The 22,670-nt window shown below is 46.8% G+C and carries 12 protein-coding genes; 5 read left to right on the plus strand and 7 right to left on the minus strand.

Translation table 11 applies throughout. From position 1 onward, the window contains the following. Positions 1–2 precede the first annotated feature (2 nt). The 4 genes from IEY13_RS11010 (at position 3) to IEY13_RS11025 (ending at position 7,143) form a co-directional block, all read left to right on the plus strand. The gene (locus IEY13_RS11010) at positions 3–1,445 is read left to right on the plus strand and encodes a RagB/SusD family nutrient uptake outer membrane protein (protein WP_188952023.1); all 1,443 of its coding nucleotides are present in this window, start codon (positions 3–5) and stop codon (positions 1,443–1,445) included. A 28-nt stretch (positions 1,446–1,473) separates the two neighbouring features. After that, the gene (locus IEY13_RS11015; RefSeq protein ID WP_188952024.1) at positions 1,474–4,968 is read left to right on the plus strand and encodes a carbohydrate-binding protein; all 3,495 of its coding nucleotides are present in this window, start codon (positions 1,474–1,476) and stop codon (positions 4,966–4,968) included. A gap of 49 nt (positions 4,969–5,017) precedes the next feature. Further along, positions 5,018–5,914: a glycoside hydrolase family 16 protein gene (locus IEY13_RS11020; protein ID WP_262891974.1), complete on the plus strand. Its 897-nt coding sequence runs from the start codon at positions 5,018–5,020 to the stop codon at positions 5,912–5,914. A gap of 140 nt (positions 5,915–6,054) precedes the next feature. Beyond that, on the plus strand, positions 6,055–7,143 hold the full coding sequence (locus IEY13_RS11025) for a hypothetical protein (RefSeq protein WP_188952026.1): 1,089 nt from the start codon (positions 6,055–6,057) through the stop codon (positions 7,141–7,143). A gap of 73 nt (positions 7,144–7,216) precedes the next feature. Here the strand turns inward: IEY13_RS11025 and IEY13_RS11030 are convergent, their stop codons facing one another. The 4 genes from IEY13_RS11030 to IEY13_RS11045 all read right to left on the minus strand — a co-directional run bounded on the left by IEY13_RS11030 (position 7,217) and on the right by IEY13_RS11045 (position 11,350). Next, entirely contained in the window at positions 7,217–7,669 is a 453-nt protein-coding gene (locus IEY13_RS11030; RefSeq protein WP_188952027.1) for a hypothetical protein, read from the minus strand. A gap of 160 nt (positions 7,670–7,829) precedes the next feature. Further along, complete coding sequence (locus IEY13_RS11035; protein WP_188952028.1) at positions 7,830–8,399, minus strand: hypothetical protein; 570 nt, start codon at positions 8,397–8,399, stop codon at positions 7,830–7,832. A 97-nt stretch (positions 8,400–8,496) separates the two neighbouring features. Further along, a complete protein-coding gene (locus tag IEY13_RS11040; protein ID WP_229687823.1) occupies positions 8,497–9,150 on the minus strand; it encodes a DUF3667 domain-containing protein in 654 nt (217 codons plus the stop codon). 220 nt (positions 9,151–9,370) lie between these two features. After that, complete coding sequence (locus IEY13_RS11045; RefSeq protein WP_188952030.1) at positions 9,371–11,350, minus strand: tetratricopeptide repeat-containing sensor histidine kinase; 1,980 nt, start codon at positions 11,348–11,350, stop codon at positions 9,371–9,373. A 263-nt stretch (positions 11,351–11,613) separates the two neighbouring features. Between IEY13_RS11045 and IEY13_RS11050 the strand changes: the two genes are divergently transcribed. Further along, complete coding sequence (locus IEY13_RS11050) at positions 11,614–19,053, plus strand: Ig-like domain-containing protein (protein ID WP_188952031.1); 7,440 nt, start codon at positions 11,614–11,616, stop codon at positions 19,051–19,053. 301 nt (positions 19,054–19,354) lie between these two features. On the opposite strand, the gene IEY13_RS11055 is transcribed toward IEY13_RS11050, so the two are convergent. The 3 genes from IEY13_RS11055 to IEY13_RS11065 all read right to left on the minus strand — a co-directional run bounded on the left by IEY13_RS11055 (position 19,355) and on the right by IEY13_RS11065 (position 22,183). Next, entirely contained in the window at positions 19,355–19,762 is a 408-nt protein-coding gene (locus IEY13_RS11055; protein WP_188952032.1) for a hypothetical protein, read from the minus strand. A gap of 101 nt (positions 19,763–19,863) precedes the next feature. After that, on the minus strand, positions 19,864–20,346 hold the full coding sequence (locus IEY13_RS11060) for a hypothetical protein (protein WP_188952033.1): 483 nt from the start codon (positions 20,344–20,346) through the stop codon (positions 19,864–19,866). 682 nt (positions 20,347–21,028) lie between these two features. Beyond that, positions 21,029–22,183 carry a DUF4236 domain-containing protein gene (locus IEY13_RS11065; RefSeq protein ID WP_188952034.1) on the minus strand — a complete coding sequence of 385 codons (1,155 nt, stop codon included), beginning with the start codon at positions 22,181–22,183 and terminating at the stop codon, positions 21,029–21,031. Between the last annotated feature and the right edge of the window lie 487 nt (positions 22,184–22,670).

A 22,670-nucleotide genomic window follows, 5' to 3' on the forward strand; every position in this document is an offset into this window, starting at 1 on the left:
CTATGCGCAACATATATATAATCTCCTTATTGCTTTTAACCACTGCCTGCAGCAAACAACTGACAGAAGAACCGAACGGCCTTGTACTGGGCTCCGCAGGCATCAGCAACCAGGCCGGGCTGGAATCGGCCCTTACCGGCGCTTACGGCAGCCTGATGGTGCCCTGGGAAAGTGGTTTTACCACCGTATCGCAGATAGCCATGACTATGGGCGGCGATGACCTTACCACCCACCCCGGCAGCAACAAAGAAGAGTTTCGCGAGTTTGACCGGTTTAACGTGGCCGATCTCAACAGCCGTATGACGCCTATCTGGCGCGGCTGTTATAAAGTAATCCAAAGCTCCACCAACATCATTAACAATTATAAAGGCGTAACCGATGGTACCGAAGCCACTATACAATCCATCGTAGGTGAGGCGTATTTTCTGCGTGCACTCAGCTACTACTGGCTTACCCGTTTCTGGGGTGCCGTGCCGGTAATACCTTCCGAAACCTTTAGTACCAGCCTGCTTACCCTGGGCAAAACCCCACCGGCTGAAATATACAAGCTTATTGAAGCCGACCTGCAAAAAGCAGAAGCCTGGGTACCCAATACCCGCCGCGCGCAAGGCAGGCCCAACAAAGGCGCTGTAAAAGCACTGCTGGCCGATGTATATCTTACCCAGGGCGGATGGCCCATTAAAGACGCCACCAAATACGCACTGGCCGCTGCCAAAGCCAAAGAAGTAATAGATAATAAAAGTACTTACGGGTTCAACCTGTATCAGGATGGCTTTCTGAAAATCTTTGCCGGAGGCACCAGTGAAGATGTGTTTGCCCTGTACACCCGCGGACAGTGGATTACCTATAACAGCTTTTACGGCCTCAGCACCATGCCCGAAGATGAAGGCGGCTGGAGCGATTTCTTTCCGGAAATCAATTTTTTCAACAACTTCCCCGCAGGCAGCCGTAAAGACGCTACTTTCTCTACCAGATTTGTGGTAAATGGTGATACCATTCCCTGGCAAAACGTATCTACCAAACACCCATACTATAAAAAATTCACTATACAATCCGGCACCAAAGCCACCTATATGTCAGCCAACCCCGTTATCCTTATCCGTTACGCCCATGTGCTGCTTACCTATGCCGAGGCACAGGCCCGCAGCGGCACGGTAAACGATCAGGCATATGCCGCCCTCAACGCCGTACGTGCCCGCGCCGGTTTAACCGATGTACCTGCCGGTTTAACTACAGATGCGTTTATTACTGCAGTGGTAAATGAGCGTGCCTGGGAGTTTGCCGGTGAATGGAACCGCTGGTTTGATCTGGTACGGCTGGAAAAAGTAGAAGAAGCCAATGCCACCAAACATGCAGATGACCTGAAACCCAATGGTACTATTACCAAATCGGATTATGTATTGCCTATTCCAGGCGCAGACAAATTAATGAATCCCAATTTGTAGTCTAATTCACTAAAAAAAACTTGCCATTATGAAGTCATTTATTACACCGCCCAAAGGGCAGGCCCCCGCCATGCCCGGGCTTTCCCGACTTACCACCTTGCTGCTACTGCTGTTACTAAGCGTTTGCGGCAATCACCTGCACGCGCAGTTTCTGTTGCTGGATGATATGGAGGGCAACGGCCCCTGCGCCGGCCGGTGGGATTATTATGCCGGTAACACCACCACCGGCAAAGTACAGTTTGGCGTAGCCAACCCCGCACCCGGCGGCCTTAACACCAGCGCCAAAGTAGCGAAGTTTATTAAAGACACTACCTGCTTTGAATGGATGAGCGCCGGATGCAGCCTGCCCGATAGTTTTGACCTGAAGGGCAACACCGTATTCAAGCTACTGGTGTACAGCGATGTAAAGGAAGAAGTGTTGTTTAAGTTACAGCCGGGCACCAACTACAACAAAGCCGTATTCTTTACCTACAAAATAAAGAATGTAAACACCTGGGAAGAATGCAGCTTTGATTTTGCCAGCGTACGCAACCGTACCGATCTTAACCGTATTGAAGTGCATTATGCCGATGGCAAAAAAGCCAATGGTATTTTGTATTACGATCTGGTGCTGGGCCCCGACCCGGCTTCTATCAGCCTCGCCAATACCCGCATACCCATGGGTGCAGAAGCAGGCGCTATTATACGCGCTACCGTACGTGGCAACACCTTTAAGCAAACACTGAACAAAAACCTGTGGAGCGCCCGCTGGCCCGCAGGCATTAGTATAGACAGTCTGCACCGGGTGAATGATACCGTGGTGAATATTGTACTGGCAGGAACTGCCACAGAAAACTATTCCCGCTTAGAGGTTAAACTTACCATAGCCGGCAACCAGCTGGATAGCACCGGTGCAGCGCAATACACGGCTAAAGGCAATGTGGTGTTTGAAGGCAACCCCAACTACACCCTTATTTATCAGGATGAGTTTAACGGCACCGGTAAGCCCGACATTACCAAATGGACCATAGACCCACGCCCCAAAGGCTGGATTAACGGGGAGCAGCAGGTGTATACCGATAGCTCGTACGACAATGCCCGCCTGCGCAATGGCTGCCTGGTCATCACCGGCAAAAGAGACTTCCCCAATTACAATACCACCGAGCCCTGGAGCAGCGGCCGCGTTATCTCACAAAACAAAATGGATTTTAAATATGGCAAGGTAGAAGTACGTGCCCGCCTGCCCCGTGCGCGTGGTTCCTGGCCTGCTATCTGGTTAATGCCCACCACCAGTGCGTATGGCGATTGGCCCCGCAGCGGCGAGCTGGATATTATGGAGCATGTGGGCAATAAGTTTGGCACCGTACTCAGCACCGTACACACCCAGAACAACAACTGGATGAATGGCAGCCATACCTCGGGCAACAGAACTATAACTGATGTAGATACGGTGTTTCATGTATACGCCATGGAATGGAGTGAAGATTCCATACGCTTTACTTTCGACAGCTTGCATTGCTACACGTACGTAAACCCCAAAACCGATTGGAAAGACTGGCCGTTTGATCAGAAATTTCATATTATATTAAACGTAGCCATCGGCGGCGGTATGGGTGGCGCTGTTACCGATGCAGACTGGCCGGATAGTATGCTGGTTGATTATGTACGTGTATACCAGAAAGGTATTGGCACACCGGTGCTGGACAGCATTACGCTCACACCCGCCAACCGTGCGTATATCTCCGGCAAAAGCTTTCAGTATACCAGTAAGGTGTTTGATCAGAACGACTTTCCCCTGCCCGTAACACCTGTCTACAGCATTACTGGCACCGGCAACAGCATTACCAGCACGGGCCGCGCCACGGTAGTTACACCCGGCACCATTACCGCCACCGCTACTTACAATGGCGATACCCTGCGTGCTATTGCCAATGCCACCATACGCGCCGCCAACTACAAACCGGTACCGGCCCGCATAGAAGCCGAAGCATTTGACTATAGCAATACCTGCTGTACCGAACCGGCGCAGGATACCAGCGGCGTATTAAACGTAAGCTATATAGCCAATACCAGCTTTATGGAATACGATATACAAACACCCTGGGCAGGCAAGTACCGCCTGCAGCTGCGCGCTGCGGTAAACACCGCCAGCACCGTACGCATACTGCTGGGCGATAGCCTGCTTACCACCATGCAGCTGCCCGCCAGCGGCGGCTGGCAAACCTGGCGCACCGTTACCAGCGGTCTGCTTAACCTGCCGGGTGGTAAACATACCCTTACCCTGCAGAGCACTACCAGCGGCTGGAACTTTAACTGGCTGAAAGTAATACGCGATTCAGACATTGCCCTCTCCCGCATAGTGGTAACACCCGATAGCACCAGCGTATTCATTAAAGGCCGCAAACAATTCAAAGCCGCTGCCTATGCCAACGACAGCAGCCGTATGGACCTGCCCTTTACCTGGTCAGTACCTGCCAAAGGTGGCACCATAGATGGTAAAGGTGTTATTACCGCCAGCGATACACCAGGCATTTACTATGTAAAAGCCCATTACAACAGCATGTTTGGCAAAGCAAAAATTAACGTACTGGCCCTGCCCAGGCTGGCACGTATTAAGGTAGTGCCCGATAGTCTTACGCTGCCCTTTGGCGCCTCACAGCAATACACCACACAGGGCTTTGACCAATACGGCAGCCCTATTGCCTTTACCGGCGCTACCTGGAGTGTAAGCGGCACCGGCAACAGCGTCAGCAGCACCGGCATAGTAACCGCCACCACCAACCCTGGCAGCTATACCGTTACCGCCACCAAAGACAGCATCAGCGGCAGCGCCACCTTCACCACCGGCTACGGCTGCACGTTTAAAAAACGGTGGGAAGCAGAAATCAGCACCAGCCGCTCTACCGTGCCTACCCTGGAACCCACTACTGATACCAGCGGCGGACAAAACTTTACCGGCATAGGCTACAACCATTGGTTTGGATACAGTACGCTAAACATACCCGTTAAAGGTAAGTACCGTATCAGCTTCCGGGTACTCACCAACGCACCGGCGGCCGTTAAACTGGCCAACAGCGGTGTTACCTATGGCATTGTTCAACTGCCCAATACCAACGGGCAATGGGCTACCATCAGCGATACCATGACTATTCCTGCCATTAGTTATGCCAACGTAATACAGCATTCCGGCACGTTTAAGTTCAACTGGTTTGCTATTGACAACTGCGCCAACGAGCCTGCACCCGATAGCAGCAGCCTGCGGGTAAACAGCATAGCGGCGCTTAACAACAAAACCGTTGCGGAAGGCACTACGCTGCAGGCCTACCCCAACCCGGTACAGGAATCTATTACCATTGAAACCGGTAATAAAAAATACACCACCATGCTGTTGCTGGATATGAACGGCCGCGTACTACGCAAATGGCCCGTACCGGCAGGCAGCACTAAATTCAACAAAAGCCTGGGCAACGTACCCCACGGTAATTATATTATCAGGCTGGAAGGCGGTTCCGCTCCGGTTTCTATAAAAATTATCAAGCTGTAAGTACGTCTTATCTACTTCAAACGGCGGTTTGTGTGTATCAAACCGCCGTTTGCTTTTATATTACACCACTAAACACACTGCCAATATGAATTTATTTGTTACCACCCGGCAAACGGCTGTTATACACCTGCATACCATTGCCATGGTTACCCTGTTTTCACTGCTTCTGCCCTGCACACCCATCCTTGCTCAGCGCAACAAAGCCAAAGCCCCTGCCGGCTACCAACTTATTTACTCCGATGAATTTAACGGCACCGGCAAAGCCGACAGCACCAAATGGACTTACGAAGTGCTGCCCAAAGGCTGGGCCAACCACGAAGAACAGACCTATACCAATGCCACGCACGATAATGCCGTACTGCGCAACGGCTGCCTGGTCATCACCGGTAAAAAAGATTACCCCACGGGCGACTCCTCCGCCCCCTGGTCAAGCGCCCGCCTCATCAGCAAAAACAAAATGGATTTTTTATACGGCAAAGTGGAAGTACGCGCCAAACTACCCCGCGCCCGCGGCTCCTGGCCCGCCATATGGATGATGCCCACCGAAAGCAAATACGGCAGATGGCCCCGCAGCGGCGAACTGGATATTATGGAACACATTGGCCATAAACGCGACTCCGTATTCAGCAGCGTACACACCGAAAGCAAAAACTGGATGAACAAAGGCCTGCTCTCCGGCACCCGCATTTTACAAAACACCACCACCGACTTTCACGTATACGGCCTGGAATGGACGGCCGACTCTGTACGCTTTACTTACGACGGCCAACCATCCTTCACCTTCGTAAACCCCAAAACCAACCCGAAAGACTGGCCCTTTGATCAGAAGTTTTATATTATACTGAATGTAGCTATTGGCGGGGGATTGGGTGGCGCTATTACCGATAGCGACTGGCCGGATAGTATGGAGGTGGATTATGTGCGGGTTTATCAGAAAGAGCGGTAAGCATTCTTTAGACCAATCATCTCATTATGCAGCAACTTCGTTTTAAAACAAAGCCCTCTACAGGGCTTTTATTTTAAACCCACTTTTAAGAAGCTTAATATTCCAGTTTAACTACATTTGAAAACACCCTAATACCATTTATGTTGAAAATAATAACAACATCGGTTTTTCTGATACTGATTCATAGCTTCTTATCTGCACAACAGTTAAAGCCAGCTCAGCAGCTGGTAAATGCAGTTTTTACAAACAAAACCGATACGGCCATACGCCTGGTAATACCTGTTGTATATAATGGCCAGAAAGAAAGGCTGGCTATCAGCCGTAAAGATCTGGTAATTTATATGGATGCACTGATGCTGGGCTGCCAGAATACTGATACTATAAAAAAAGTATTGGTACGTATACTGGAAGGAAAGCAAATATTCACCTTTAGTATGGGAGGCGCAATATCCTTAAACCTGCAGGATTACCATTTGCTACGCTGGAGAAACACCTACTTACTGAATAGTCCAGCCAACCGCAACTATTTTCTCAACGAAGTACTACAACACTACTCAGAAGAAGGTGCCTATTTTTTGCTCAAAGAGGAATATGAGGGAGACGACTATATTGTGGAAGCCTTGCAGCAACACAATATGCTTGTAAAACTTACCGATGCAGGTAGTAGTGCAATCAGATCAAATGCGGTGAAGCCTGCAAGTGAAACAACAAGCATAGCTACGCCAGCTGTAGACACCCTTATGGGAAAACTGGTTACGTTAATCTTCGAGAGCAATTACACCATGCCGGAGTTTATTCAGCTGTCAATACCAGCTACGTTTCATAACGAAAAAGTAAGAATAGTGATTGACAGACACAACTATAATTTTTATATGCGGGACATTAACCCTGCATTCAGGAACACAAAATTGCTGCAGCAGGAACTCACAGAAGTACTAAGCAATGAGAAAGAATGGATACTAAATGACAATACAAAAAGAGACAAAGAATTCCTGCAACACTGTGCCATACTTAGAGGAAAAAATCCATACCCCGGACCGGAAGAAATGAGTACGGCTGCGTTCCTGAAAAAATACCTTCCACGGGACAAATCATTCACTTATCATGGATTGGTCACAATTGACTGTAAGCTACGCACACATCAGTTTATAGACGCCATGTTCCGGCATCATTGGTACATTGCATATAATGGAGTTGCCTGCTATGCTCAGGGGTTGGTATTCCCCTAAAAAGCAGGCAACTGATTTCATTTTTCCTTTAGGTAAAGGAATTACACCCATCAGCCTAAAGAATAATTTCAGATTAAAAAAAATAAAAAACACCTGATGTATGCCATGAATCATCCTGCTCCCCTCTTACAATCCTTATGCTATACCCTCCTATTGTAGCAAATTTTGCTCTTTGATTCAGTTCCCCGCAAAGAATATCTGTTTTAAACACAACTGGCAAACTAAGAGAATCATTCAACCGGATTATACGATTTGATTTAGCCACAACATTTTCCCATATGAATGATTTCCCTTTAACAAAACAATTTATATGTATAAACAAATCACCTTCCAAATATTCTGTGCTGGCAAAAAAAATCAGCTTAGATGAGTCTTCAGATTTATGCCATGTTTTTAGCTTTCCTATTACGTTGCTAATAGAATCAATTACATCAGACTTTTCACCAAACACATAGTCAATCTTTTGTGCATCAACATTTGATATCACAATCAAACCCAAAACAAAAAAAGGGAGCATTTTATACATCGCCTTACTATTTACCACATGAAGACTTTAACGCTTTTCTAAATGTACTAAAGTAGAGCGTTTCCCTGCGGTTTAGTTACTTTTGAAGGGAATTCTATTACCAGCCGGTACAACAACCGGCAGCTGCTATGCTCAGCGGGTAGTATTCCCTTAAAACCGGTCACCTGACTTCCATTTCCCCATTACGCAAATCAACTTCAACGCACACACCCTCTCCAATATCTGTTAAAGGTATAGACACGCTGCAACAAACTGTAGCCTTACCGGCATCAATAGACATATGGGGTGCATAAATAACCGCATACGCCTTTTTCGGCACATCCAATGCATCGTAAAACATCCTCTTATCCATTCTTTTCTGAAAAAATGGTGCTCCATTTTTTTCTATTGTAAGGTTGCAATAAGAGGCATACACCACATACTCCTCCAAACCATACAACTGAAGATATTTTTTGGGCACCACCACTTTCGCTGTACTGTCCAGTAAATATTCCATTCGAATAAAAAAAGCAGTGTCCTTAAATTCAAAAGAGGTATCTATTGTAAAGGTGTGCTTATAGCTGGCTTCAAACTCTGGTATTATATTATTAGAATAAACTTCATCCAAAGAATCACGCTCAAAAGAAAAATGAACAGGCGCAGGTGTAACTGAATCCCGCATCTGTATCCTGTCCTGCACGCGACTGGTACAGGACACAATAAAAACAGCCATCAAACATAAATACTTCATATCAACTGCTGTTTAATATAGTAACAGGCATTAGCACTTTGCTGGCAGGTATTTGGTGGGCGCGTAAAAGAAAAACCACAGCACAGCAATTTACACGCTAGTGCGTGTGTTTATGCTTCATAAACACTGCCAGTACAACAATTGCAATAAAAACCAATATTACCAGAACCAGCAGTACCAGTAAAAAAGTAAGTATCACTTTCCCAATAATGCTTTTTAAAGGCTTATCTGCATAAAAAGCTTTAAAAAACCATATTAAAATAGGAACAATCAGGAACAAAACCAGCTCGGTAACAAGCCCGAAAACCTTTATATTCCCTTTAAGCAGGTATAATACAGGATATACCAGAAATATGGTTACAAGGTTATAAAAGGATATAATATAGGCATTCATAACCACATGCTCATAGTAGTTATGCCCCCATTTTCTAAAAACCAGTCTGGTAAAAAAGGCAAAGAATGGTATCAGCGCCAGCATGATGAAAGAATTATAGCTTCTTACAAAGGCCATATAATCGTTCATAAGAGCTGAATTCACATGTTGTTGGGCATAAAGATCCTGTAGCACCTCCGTTAATCCAACCACCTTAAAAGAGATAAAAGCAGAAATACCACTCAGCAAAAACGCAAGCAGCATCGGTTTATAGTGGCTCACTCTTTTCCCGTCTATAAACTCGCGCGCAGTTTTACCGGGGTTTCTGAGAATACTTTTTACCGAGTATAAAAAACCTTTATTGGTATGAAGAAGCATATACTGGGTTTCATCCCAGATATATTTTTTGTCTATTCTATGGTATTTTTTCTGGCCGCAGCTATTGCAAAAGCTTCCTGTAAAAGTAGTGCTGCAGTTAGTGCAATTGTATTCCATTCAGGTTGTAGGTATTATTAAAAACTAAAAACTTTACTTTATTTCTACTTTAGGTAAAAATAGACGATTCATTTGTTTTATACAAAAGGTTAGTAATTTATCCTTACGCGGGGGCCGTAAACTCCAGGTAAATACTGGTACCCGCCCCAGGGCTGCTTTTAATATCCATGCTTCCCCCGGCCGCACGCACCCGCTCTTCCACAGCAGCAAAATCTGATACAGAGGCTGCAGGCTGTATATACTCAGGGACCACTACACCATCATCTTCAATGGTAACGGTTACACCTGCCGGCTCAAAGTCTATCTGTATAATTACCTGCGCCGCCTGGGTATGTTTTAGCATCTGCTGCACCAGTTCCTGCACAATACGGTATATAGCCAGCTCCCAGCTTATGGCGTACCTTTTTTCAGCGCCATAACTTTGCACTACCAGTGCGGCACTGTAACTGCAGCTTATTTTACTTACAAACGACCGTACAGCAGCTTCCAACCCTTTGGCTTCCAGCACATCGGGCAGCATGTTATGGGCTGTTTTGCGCAGTTCAATGGCTGCTTCTTCTATCAGGTGCAGGCCTTCCTCCCAACCAGCAGCTGTGGCCAGTGGCTGCTTTTGCGCAAACAACGATAGCGACATGCGGGCGGCTGCCAGTATGCCACCCACCCCATCATGCAGTTCGCGCGCCAGGCGTTTCCGTTCCCGCTCCTCTCCTGTTACTGTAGCCTGCAAGCGGGTAATCTCTATTTCCTTTTGTATACCGTTCAGTTTTTCAGCCTGTAACTTTTGCTTTTGCAGGCTATTGCGCTGCCATAACATACCTGTTATGGTAAGTACCGCCACCACCAAGGCAATAATACCCATCCAGAAATTTCTTTTACGTGCTTTATCCCGCTCCTCTGCAATAGTCAGTTTCTGCAACGCCAGGGTTTTGTCTTTCTGCGTAAGCCGGTAGCGCATTTCCAGGCGGTTTACCATATCCAGCTTATCCTTCCGGCTAAGGCTGTCCTGCTGCCGCCGTTGTATCTTGCTTTCTTCCAGCGCCTCTTTGTAAAGCCCCATCCGCTCATAACAACCTGCCAGCATGCGGTGCGCATCCATCATTTCAAAACGCAGCTGCTTGCCCTTTCCCTCGCTACGCGCCAGAAACTGCTGTAACAGGGGTATGGTGGTGGAATACCTTTCCTGCATAAACCAGGCATAGGCACGCAGGTAGCTGGTTTCGTTTATAAAATAAGCCGTAGCCGCTTCGTGCCCCGGCTTGTGCGCCAGCGCCTCCATCTGTTCAATATAATCCAGCGCTTTATCGGGCCGGTTGGTATATAACCAGGTGCTGGCTATATTCAGCAGGGCCGACATTTTTCTGGGCAGGCCCAGGCGGGGACTTTTTTCAAGAAACAGTTCAAAATAATACCGGGAAGAATCGAACTGATGTGTAGCCTGAAAACCCAGTGCCTGCAGAAAGTATACATTACGCCTGGCAGCGCTGCTTTCCGGCAGGCCTTCAGCAACGCGCCGTGCATTATCTACATACAGCTTCACCATACGGTGGGTAGAGGCCGTATCGTAATTCATATGTATCCAGAACACTGCCAGCTTAATATACACATTGGTAGTAAATGCGGGGCTCATGCGCTGCTCCCCTTCCATTTCGTTGGTAAGTATATAAAAAAAGTAAGCTGAAGAGTCTACAATCCCTCTTTCATCATACGCCTCTGCCAGCAACATATCCAGCGGTGCTTTTATTTCCACATCGGCCATTTCCTTTTCCTCATATAGCTGCAGCGCCTGCCGGCCATACTGTATAGCCAGGCTCATATCATTACCAAAGTACCAGTTACCGGTTCTGGTAAGCGCCATTACCGTGCCCTTGTGGTACGGTATGCTACGGCTCAGCTGCAGTGCCCGGGTATAAGCATCATATGCCTCATCCGGCTGCACATTGCTTAGCGAATCGCCTTTTTCCAGCAACTGCAGAATTGCGGCCGTATCAGGCGCCTGCCTGTGTTCCTGCGCATGCAGGGCTACCGCACCCAGCCCGGCACAAAAACATACCCACCCCAAAAGCCAGCTCAAGGCTGTGCGCATAGCAATAGATTTCATTCAGGATAACAGCAATTAAAGCAGCAGTTTTTTACAGCGTAACCCCAAAACAGGGTATTTATACCCATCAAATATAAATGAAAACCAATGTTTAGCAACCAACAAATGAGCATGCACTGAGTATTTATACCTAACCACCTTTGAGTACTTGTGCCTATTATTTATAATGGCAGGGCGGCTTACTTTTAGCGGAGCGAAAAAACTACCTCCCAAAACCGTTTTATCGCCTTACTCAAATACTAACTGCAATGAACCAAAAGGTTATCCGCTTTCTTAGTAAGTGCCTTGTTGTATTACTGGCATGCGCAGCAACTTTATTTCAGCCTGTACAGGCACAGACCGATTTTCCGGTGGGCACCGGCGCTGTGGGCAACACAGCCACCAGTTACCCCTGCCCCCTGCCCGGCGCTATGGAGGGCAGCCGTGCGCAGTACCTGTTCCGCGCAGCAGAACTGCAGGCAGCAGGTTTATCCCGCGGTTTTATCAGCGGGCTGAAAATAAATGTATTGTCGCTGAACGACTGTGGCTATTTACAGGACTACTCCATTAAAATGGGGGCCACCACCGTAAGTACCCTCAGCGCCACCACCTGGGAACCCACACCGCAGCAGTATTACCACAATGAGGGTTTTGCACCGGAAGCAGGCGTAAACACTTTTACTTTCAACGATAATTTTTTCTGGGATGGCACCAGTAATATACTGGTAGAAATATGCCTCAACGGAGGCAACCGCTTCTGGGATAACCAAACGTTTAACCCCACGGTAGCATGGACAACCGGCCTTGCGTTCAACGCATCGCATACCCGCGCCGCCAACAACACGTTCAACTTCTGTACTATATCCTCTACTACCGAAGCAGGCACTGCCACCACCCGGCCCAACCTTACTTTTACCTGGCAAACAGCGCCGCCCGATTGTAGTGGCACACCGGCAGCCGGCACCGCCAGCGCCAGCAAAACCACTGTGTGCCCCGAAGAGCCTTTCCTGCTCTCGTATACCGGTACCCCTGCCATGGGGCTGAGCTATCAGTGGCAATCATCTACCAACGGCACCACCTGGCAAAACATAGCCGGTGCAACCAAAGACACGGTTACTACCAGCCTTAGCAGCAACACCCATTACCGTTTACTGGTAACCTGCGTGGCCAGCAGCCAGTCGGTAACTTCTTCCGAAGTATTGGTAAGCCGTGCCGCTGGCGTATCTGGCAACTTTACCATCAACAACAGCCTTACCGCCCCCGGCGCAGGCGAGTTTGCAAGCTTTGCAGATGCCTATAACCATATTAAATGCGGCGTTAACGGCCCCGTGGTGTTTAACGTAGTTAATACCGGCACGCCGTATAACGAGCAACTGATTATAAACAAAGTGCCTGGCACCTCTACCGGCAACACCATTACCTTTAAAGGCAACGGCGCTACCATTACCTACCTCAGCACCGTAACCGAACAGCGTGCGGTAATTAAGCTGAACGGCGCTTCGCACATTACGTTTGATAGTCTGGTAATTGAGGCTACTGCTGCTAACTTCGGTGAGTATGGCTATGGCGTTCACCTGACCAATAATGCCGATTCCAACACCATTCGTAAATGCACCATTACCGCAAATACCGCAGCGCAGAACAGCGATTGCAATGGTATTGTTATCAGCGGCGGCGAGTACCCCACCGCCTACGGTTCGTATTGCGATGGTAATACCATTGAAGGCAATACCATCAGCGGTGGTAACTACGGCATTACGGTGGTAGGTGGTACCACAGACTGGAGCGACTTTCCGGTTAACCGCAACAAAATACTGAACAATACCATCAAAGATTTTTATGAGTATGGTATATACATGACGAATACGCTGCTTACCACCATTAGTGGTAACGACATCAGCCGCCCCAACCGCATTGGCAGCCCGGCTGCTGTGTACGGTATTTATATTACACAGGCCAATATGGGTACTGCCATTTCCGGCAACCGCATTCACGCCATTTTCAACAACCACCTGGAAAACGCCGACGTTAGCTTTTACGGCATATCCCTTTCCAATGCCGATGCGGATGCAGGGCTGGAACATCAGGTAAACAACAACCTTATTTACGATATTAAAGGACTGGGTACCATTTATGCGCTGCATAACTTCGGCACCAACTTCGTTAACTATTATCACAACACTATTTCGCTGGATGACCACTCTTCGGCAAGCATCAAAACGGCGTATGGTTTTTATACCGACTTTGCCCCTTCCGGTATTAACCTGTACAACAACCTGTTCTCTATTACCCGTGGCGGTGCAGGTTTAAAATACGGAATGTACTTTGCCGATAAAGACTACGCTATATTCCAGGTAGATAACAACAACTATTTCTTTGATGCCAACCCCACCGTACTCCTGGGTTATATAAACGACAAAGAGTACGCAACACTGGCAGACTGGAAAACCGCCTCTACCTTCGATGCCAATGCTGTTATGGTAGACCCTGCGTTTAAAAACGCAGCAGCGGGCGACTTTACCCCTACCTCGGTATTGTTTGACAACAAGGGTAAGCCCGTTACAGAAGTACCTAAAGACATTTACAATACAGCACGCAGCGCTACCACGCCCGATATTGGTGCGGTAGAGTTTACGCTACCGGCCTGTAACACCTCCTTTGTGCCAGGCGAAAGCTATGCCAACGTGGGTACTACGGCCTGTGTAAACAAAGAGGTGTTGCTGAATCTGAAAAATAATGCGGTAGGCCTGGGTATGACGTATCAGTGGCAGTCTGCCACCGACCCATCCGGCACCTGGACCAATTTATCCACTGCCCAGCAGGCACCTCCGTATCGTTTTAACCTCAGCAACAGCACGCTGTATTACCGCGCTGCGGTTTCCTGTAACGGTGGCACCCCCGCTTACTCCACTCCGGTGCAGATTGTAAGCGGTGGCCTGTTCCCGGCTGGTACATATACCATTGACCGTACACGGGTTACCGACCCTGCGGGCACGCGTAACTTCCAAAGCTTTACCGATGTGGAAAAAACCATTTCCTGCGGTATTACCGGCCCTGTGGTATTTAATGTAAAAGACGATACTTACCGCGAACATGTACGCTTTGCCAACATACCCAACAGCTCGGCCGTAAACACCATTACTTTCCAGAGCGAAAGTGGTAATGCAGCCGCTGCGGTACTGGTATACAACGCCGCTTCTGTTCCGGAAAACTATACCATTAAACTGGATAGCGCCAGCCATTTTGTTTTCCGCAACCTTACCATTGCCTCCGAAAACAACCTGTATGGCCGCGTGGTTGACATTCTGAATACCGCCGCAGATATTAAAGTACTGGGCTGTATTATTAAAGCGCCACTGCCTTCCGAAGTAGAATATGCTACCTGGGGTTACGACCAAACCATGGTAACCGGCATACATGCCGCTACCGGCTTTAAAGGCGGTGAACTGGTAATTAACAACAACCAATTCCACGGCGGTGCAAAAGGCATTTATCTGGTAGCCAGTGCCAGCCGCCCCAGCGATAAAGACTCTATAGCCAACAATACTTTCGACAGCTGTTATCACCACAGCATATACGCACAGCACACAGCAAACCTGAAAGTATTAAACAATACCGTTCCGGTAAATACCGGCTACAGTGCCTTCTATTCCAACCAGGGTGTATATGGTATATACACCAACAACTGCGATGGCGCACTGGAAGTAAGCGGCAACAACGTAACCCTGCAGAACAATGTTGGTTATATGTACGGCATTTACCTTACCGGCAACAACGGCACTGCCACTGCCCGGGGTAAAATTGCCAGCAATACGGTAATGGCGCGCGATGGCCTTACCTCGCACGTGGCAGGTATTCACAACCAGAACGCCACTTATCAGGATGTAATAAACAATGAAATAAGTGTGCAATCTTCCATAGATGGCACCATTAACTATGAGTATGCAGTTGGTTTATTCTCAGGCGATGCTGCTTACTGTAATTACTATAACAACTCCATATTAAACACCTCGCCCGCAGCAGGTATGTACAATGTGGCCTTGTATGCTGACCACCAGAGCGCCAGAGAAGGCGGCTTTACCAATATGTTCAACAACGTGTTTGCCAACACCGGCGGTGGCCCTGCGGTATACTATTCTTATACGGCAGAACATATTAACAGCGATTACAACCTGCTGTACACCCCAGGCAACCTGTTGGTAAAACAAGGCCCTGAGTACACCACGTTTGAAAAAGACTTTTCCAACCTGGCTGAATGGCGCGCGCAATGGGGTACAGAAATGAATTCCCTTGTATATGCACCTGCGTTTACCAGCAATACCAACCTGCGCCCCAATGCAGCCGATGCACATTCCTGGGCTATGCAGGGCAGAGGTATGCAGCAACCTGGCAACGTTACAGATAAAACAGGCAATGCACGCAGCCAAACATTGACCGGTGGTGTGCCAGACCTGGGCGCGTATGAATTTACACCTACCGTAGCACCACCCGCACTTACCGCCCTGCCTGCCGCCCCTGTGGCCGGTGGCCGCCAGGTATTTATGCTGGGTACCGATACCGTAACTACGGTGCAATGGGGTGCCACCGTACCTGCTACCATTACCCTGCAACGTTATTCAGGCATATTGCCAGCGGGCTTACCTGCTACAGAAAAATCAATGTATTACTATGTAGCTGCCACCACCACAGGTGCAGGCAATTACCAGTATAGCGCAGAACATCATTTTATTGATCCCTGGCTGAATACCCTGCCCATAAAATCGCAGATTAAACTGGGCCGTACCAATTCGGCTGACGTATGGGCCGCCTCTGCTGCCAGCGTTATTGATTCACTGAATAATATTATTAAAGAAGCAGACCTGAATTATATAGGCCGCTTTACCGGTATGACGGATGGTAAAGAACCGCAGAAACCGGTTATTACCTCACCGGCAGACAGTACCAACAAAGGCACCCGCTTTTGGGCACCTTACGGTTTAACCAGCAGTCAGTATCTGAGCAATGGTCAGGAATTTAAGTTTTTACTGGCTGCCGACGAAACCGCACAGGTAACCGTATCGGTAAACGGAACCGCTTACAGAAAAACATACACGGTACCGGCAGGCACTATACTTACTACGGATGCCCTACCCAAATCAGGCGCATGGGATGCACGCCTGCGTGGTGAAGGATTGTTTGACAGAGGTATATTGATAGAAAGCGACAAGCCCATCAGTGCCACTGCCTTTATAGATGTACTGGGCACTTACGGCCTGCTGATGCCGGCAGGCACTTACAGCAAAAGCTACATTGCACTGGGCGCACGCCAGTTTAGTGGCTATAGCGGTGTAACCATGGGCAGATCGTGGGTGAATGTAGTGGCCGACCGCGACAGCACCGTAGTGGAAATAACCCCCTCCAACAATACCGAAGGTGGCCGCGCCGCAGGCGTTCCGTTCCGGGTTACGCTGCAACGTGGGCAGGTGTACCAGGTAATAGGCGCTTTTATACGCAGCTATACCCAGGCAGAAACCGGCGGTATGTTTAATGAAGACAGCTATGCCGCGTACGACCTTACCGGCACCAAAGTAGTATCGGTACCTAATGTAGCAGGTATATGCCAGCCTATAGCCGTGTTTTCGGGCAGCTCTGCCACCGGCATTACCTGTAAGCCATTGCTGCATGGTGCAGATGCATCTATGTACCAGCAGGCTTACCCCGCTCAGGCATGGGGCACCCGTTATTTAACCACGCCACTGGCCACCCAAAACAGCAATACAGAATATCTGTTTAACACCTTCCGCGTACTGGTGAAAGATGTAAACACAGTAGTAAAACGCAATGGTGTAATTATGACAGGCCGCACCGGCAATTTTTATGAGTTCAGCAGCCGCGACGCGGAATATATAGAGGCAGACCGCCCCATAATGGTGGGCCAGTATATGACCTATTTTGATGCCTGTGGCAATGATGAGTATGACAACCCAGGCTCAAACGAATGCATGGCATACCTTACCCCGCTGGGTTATGGCATTAAAGAATCTGTATTCTTTACCAAAAAGAAAAACTACGGATTTGAACAGAACGTTAAAACCTACCTGAACGTTATTGTACCACAGGGTGGCTTTGCCTCACTGAAAGTAGATGGTGTGCATGACTTTGACCTGAATTACCCGCACCCGCAACTGCCAGGCTATACTGTAGCGGTGAAAATGTTTGAAGATGTGGAAACCATTGCGCATGTTACCTGCGACTCAGCGTTTACCGCACTGGTACATATTCCCAATAACATTTACGGTCTGGTAAACAATGCCGGCTTCCGCGTACCACGTGTAAGCTTTGAACCTACTACCTATCGCAACGTACACAGTCAGCTTGCTGAACCCAATACGTACACCTGCGTAAACACAACGTTCAAACCCAAAGTGTACCTGCCGGTAACAGCCGCCAGCCTTACTTTCGGTTTCAGCCGAGTAACTGGTGTAACACCTGCTACAGATATAACTGTAAGCAACCCGGTAGCAACAGACACTATTATAAGAGACAACCGCGTGTTTTATGGCTACCTGCTTAACCAGGAAATAAGCTTTGCCCAAACCGGCACCTATAGCATACCCTTAACCGCCAGCTATAGCGAAGACCCGGCCACCTGTAACGCAAACGCTATTGACTCCTTTACCGTAGCCGTAATTGCCGCACCTGTAGTTGACTACACTACCGACTACACCGGTTGTATTAACGCCACCGGTAACTTTACCGGCAGTGGCACCGCAGGCAACGGCGCCATACTTAACCGCTGGAACTGGAACTTTGGCGATAACAGCACCGCTGCAACCCAAACCACCACCAAACAATACAGCACCGCCGGTACCTATACAGTAGCCCTTACCGCCACCGCCAATGATGGCTGTACAGGCAACACCAGCAAACAGATAACTGTAATACCGTTACCGGTTATTGAAGTGGTGAACAACAACATAGGTACCTGCCCCGGCAGCGCCGTTACTTTTGAAATTAAAAACCCTGAAACCGGCGTAGTATACACCTGGTACAACCAGGCAACCAATGGCACCTTACTGCAAACCGGCAACAGCTTTACCACCACCGTAGCCAGCGCCACCCAGTTTTACGTAAGCGCCAGCCGCAGCGGCTGTAACACCTCTGCCCGTTTAGCCGTTACCGCCTACATTATACCAGATGTAGCAGCACCCATAGTTACCGCCGACAGTGTGGGCACACACGCCGTACGCTTTAGCTGGAACGCCGTTACCAACGCCACCGGCTACCAGATATCCACCGACAACGGCACCACCTGGACCAACCCAAGCTCCGGCGTAACCGGCTTAACGCACACCATCGGCGGCCTGCAACCTAAACAGCAGGTAACCTTACTGGTACGCAGCCTGGGCGGTTGTCAGTTACGTGTATCGCAGCTTACTGCCGCTACTACACTCAGTGATGCCGTATTTGTACCGAACAGCTTCTCGCCCAATGGTGATGGCGTGAATGATGTGATTCATGTGTATGGAGCAGATATCAAATCGCTGCGGTTTATGATCTTTAACCAGTGGGGACAGAAAGTGTTTGAAACCTCGAATAAAGGAGAAGGATGGGATGGTAGATACGGCGGGAAGATGCAGCCTTCGGGAGTTTATATTTATGTATGCTCGATTCAATTGAATAATGGAGGAGAAGTGACGAAGAAGGGAAGTGTGAATTTGATAAGGTAAATTCCACTATAAAACAGCAATGGCTGGCCGAATGGCCAGCCATTGCTGTTTTATCACTTAATTGACAACACAGATCAGGTGAAACCCATAACCGATTCTAAAGCACAACTACAATATCAACTACTGATCTAAATCAATTGAACTGATTACTGAGCGCCAAAAATAAAAACAAGCATTTCATCGCTACGCATGACAATACACTTAAATTTTCTAATTTCTAAAGAGATCAGTATACTAGCTTCTAAAAAAACACCTCTTCCTTATAAAAAGAAAAGCATTTCACTACGCCAAACTTGCCACTCTATCTACCAATATTAACTACGCCAGCTTTCCCAATATCTGTATTGTAACTGTTTGTTTGATTTATTACTTTAGGTTCATTTGTAATACTATCTCTTATTATTCTGAACTTCTTATTAAGTTCAATTTGAAAAAGGCTATCACTCGTGTTTTTTTCAATAAGTTTACTTTTTAATACTGCTATACCATTTTTCAGCGAGTCAGTATCATTCTTCACTTTATCCTCCTTAAGGCTATCACTCATTTTCTTACTTACATCAACAATCATCGCTATAACAAGCATCGCTATAATAAAAAACAAATACTTTTTTGACGAAAGCCGATCCCTCTTCCACTCCTTAATCGCTGTAACAGCACCAAGCGTAAAAGTTATAATTGAAGCAAAATATTCGATAAAAAAATCCCACATAAACCATGTAATAAATCAGACCAAATTGAAATCTTTCTCGCAAAAAATCTCAAAAGGAGGTTAAAAAATAAATCCATTATACATATAAAATAAACATGCTCTTATTTAAAATTTCCACTAACACCTTTTATTGTAAACTTAACCTCGAACATACTTTTAAACTCCAAATCGACAACATTTCTTATCCCATCAGGATATCTATTTAATTGCGCTGCAGTAAGTTTATAATTTCTCCTATTCTCCGAAGTGCTCTCCTGAACAGACATACCCATTAAATTCGCATTGGCTGACAATATAGGTTTATCAAATCTAAAGTCTAAATCGACCCCAAAAACGGGAACTTTTTCATTATTGCCTAATGCAATAACTGTCACAAAATATCCAGAAGAATCTCGATATTGCTTTGAAGATAAAATATACAATTTAGTTGCTAAGCTTTCGTTGATAATAACCTTACCGATAGTAACATTTCCGCTATAAACATTCACCGTTTCGGCTTCTTTTATATAAGTATTATTTACATTCTGAGAAAATCCCGGAAAGACCCCATTCAAAAGAAAAACCAAAAACAAAAACCTAATCATACTATCTTTATTTTAAGCTATTAAATTAAAGACACACTAATCATGACATTAATAATAATAATAATAATATCAAACACCAATTACATCCTATAAATTTTAGCAAACTTAAATACTTTTCACGAATCCAAACGACTTAAAAACTAAATATATCGAAAACTCAATAGTTAACTTTAATCTACACTAGCTTCATCGAAGCTTTGTGACATTGAACCTTGCTATTATAGCTCGCTTCCTCCTCCCATAGCAAGAACTTTCAGAAACAAATGCAAACCAATCATTTGAAAGCAATAAATAAATTTCAAATGAATCCCAACCTGCAAAACATATTATTATTCTCTCAGCGGGGATTCTCAACAACGCATAAAGGCATACGCATTAAAACTACCCGTATTCAGACAACGCCAACAGATTATCTTTGGCAGGTCGTCATCGTATGTTCTCAAACACTTTCCATTCGTCCGTTCCCCACCCGAAATTCCGCACGACTGTTACCCCCATAGTATAAAAGGCATGCTGCTTTTTCTCTATAGAAGCGACAACCTTAGCACTTGCCTATTTCCCGCCTTCGCCACCAAGATGGGTAGTATTTTCATGCGTACTGAAACGATCTTTCTTGTTAATATAAGTAACCTGAACACTCGATATAATTATAAATTAAAATTCAATTTAATAAAGCCGCTTTTTAATGAACATACGCCCCCTGCAACTCCCCAATCTTCGATAAAAACCCGGAAAAAGCATCCATGGCCGCCGTCTTCGAGGTAGATATCACCTCAAAAATGCCTGTATCAGATGTAAACATGTATTCTGAATAAGCACATATGGGCAATTTCCGGTTATTGTTAAATCGCCTGTCCGGGCCACCGTTTCTGTTTACATACCGCCAGGTATAATCAATAACAGAAGCATCGTGTGGCACAAAACCGTCCTCTATAAAGCGTGTAACATTTGTGGTTACGCGGAGGTTTTTATAAAATACTGCCGCGAAGGTTTTTCCGCGCTTTATAAGCAAACGTTCAGGCAGAAAGTAAAGCTCCATGTTGTTTAATACAACATAGGGTATGGATACATTGGTAATAAAATGCTGAAGCGGAACTTTATGGGCAGCTATTCCACTTACACCAATGCGTCTTATCAGCTTGCCGGCACCAGCATTACGCTTGAAATCGTTTGTGCGTTGGGCATTGAGGTACTGCCACACTTTAGCCGATTTGGAAAAGGAAATAAAATGAGCGCTGAACTGCTGATAAATCTGTTTGTACTGCTCGTCCATCTCATAGTTCAACTCCATCTCAAACCGCTTCTTATCCACTTTCGTTAGCCAGTAAATGAGCGGTATGAAACAAAAGAAACAGATAGCCAACTGGTATAACAGGTAAGGGTTGGTCATCTTCAGCGCATTTTCCGTTATCTGCCCACCATAAGCAGAAGGCACTATAGTCTGTTCCTGACTGAACGAGCTTATGATCAGAATGCAGAGCAACACTATCAGCGGAAAAAAGCCCCACCGCTTAACATAAGAAGCCTGCAGACTCTTTTCAGTCAGCTCTGTAATAAACGATTTGGAATCGGTATCCGTCAGCTGCTCTACCTGTGCGGAAGTAATGTTGTTAATCACCTCCCTTGTAGCAGGCAACGGCACATTCCGGTTGGCAGGCGGATTACCACCTATTTTTTTACGATAACTGATACCATTAGAGCTCAGATTAACATAGGTACCTCTGGGCCCCATATTAACGCGGGCTCCTTTTACACCCACCGAATAACTGACGCCACTTTTAGAAAAATTGACTCTAAACGGGCCAGCACTAACAGATTTCCGATAAGATAAACTCATAACAATTATTCAGGAATTTGATGATGCTGTATACTGGGAGAAGCCGGCTTCTCCCAGTTACAAAGGGTTCTATGCTTACTCTCTGCACTGTCCAGCGTTGTTTTAACAATACGGTACTGGCAATCACTTAATCCTCTGCAGTCAGGCTTCAAATGATATTTCCGTGCATACCTGCTACTACAGACATATACCTCCGGACTATTCATACAGCGGGCAGCGCTAAGAAAGCAGCAAACAAACAATAACGTTTTCATTATGGATAGATAGTACATGACATAAAGAGCCACCGGCAGAAGCCCCGCCGGTAGCAGTATTGAGGTTACTACTTTGTATGACAAGACGGCGAACAAACTTTGCAGCCATCTACATTAGAATAGTAACTACTTGCTTTGGCAACAGCATCCTGACAGGTAGAAAAATCTCCCAGATATACGCGATTCTCTGGCTTTGGAAGAAACGGGCAGGATTCATTGTGTACTTCATGTTC

The sequence above is a fragment of the Filimonas zeae genome (assembly GCF_014641615.1).
In the GTDB taxonomy this organism is placed as follows: Bacteria; Bacteroidota; Bacteroidia; order Chitinophagales; family Chitinophagaceae; genus Filimonas; species Filimonas zeae.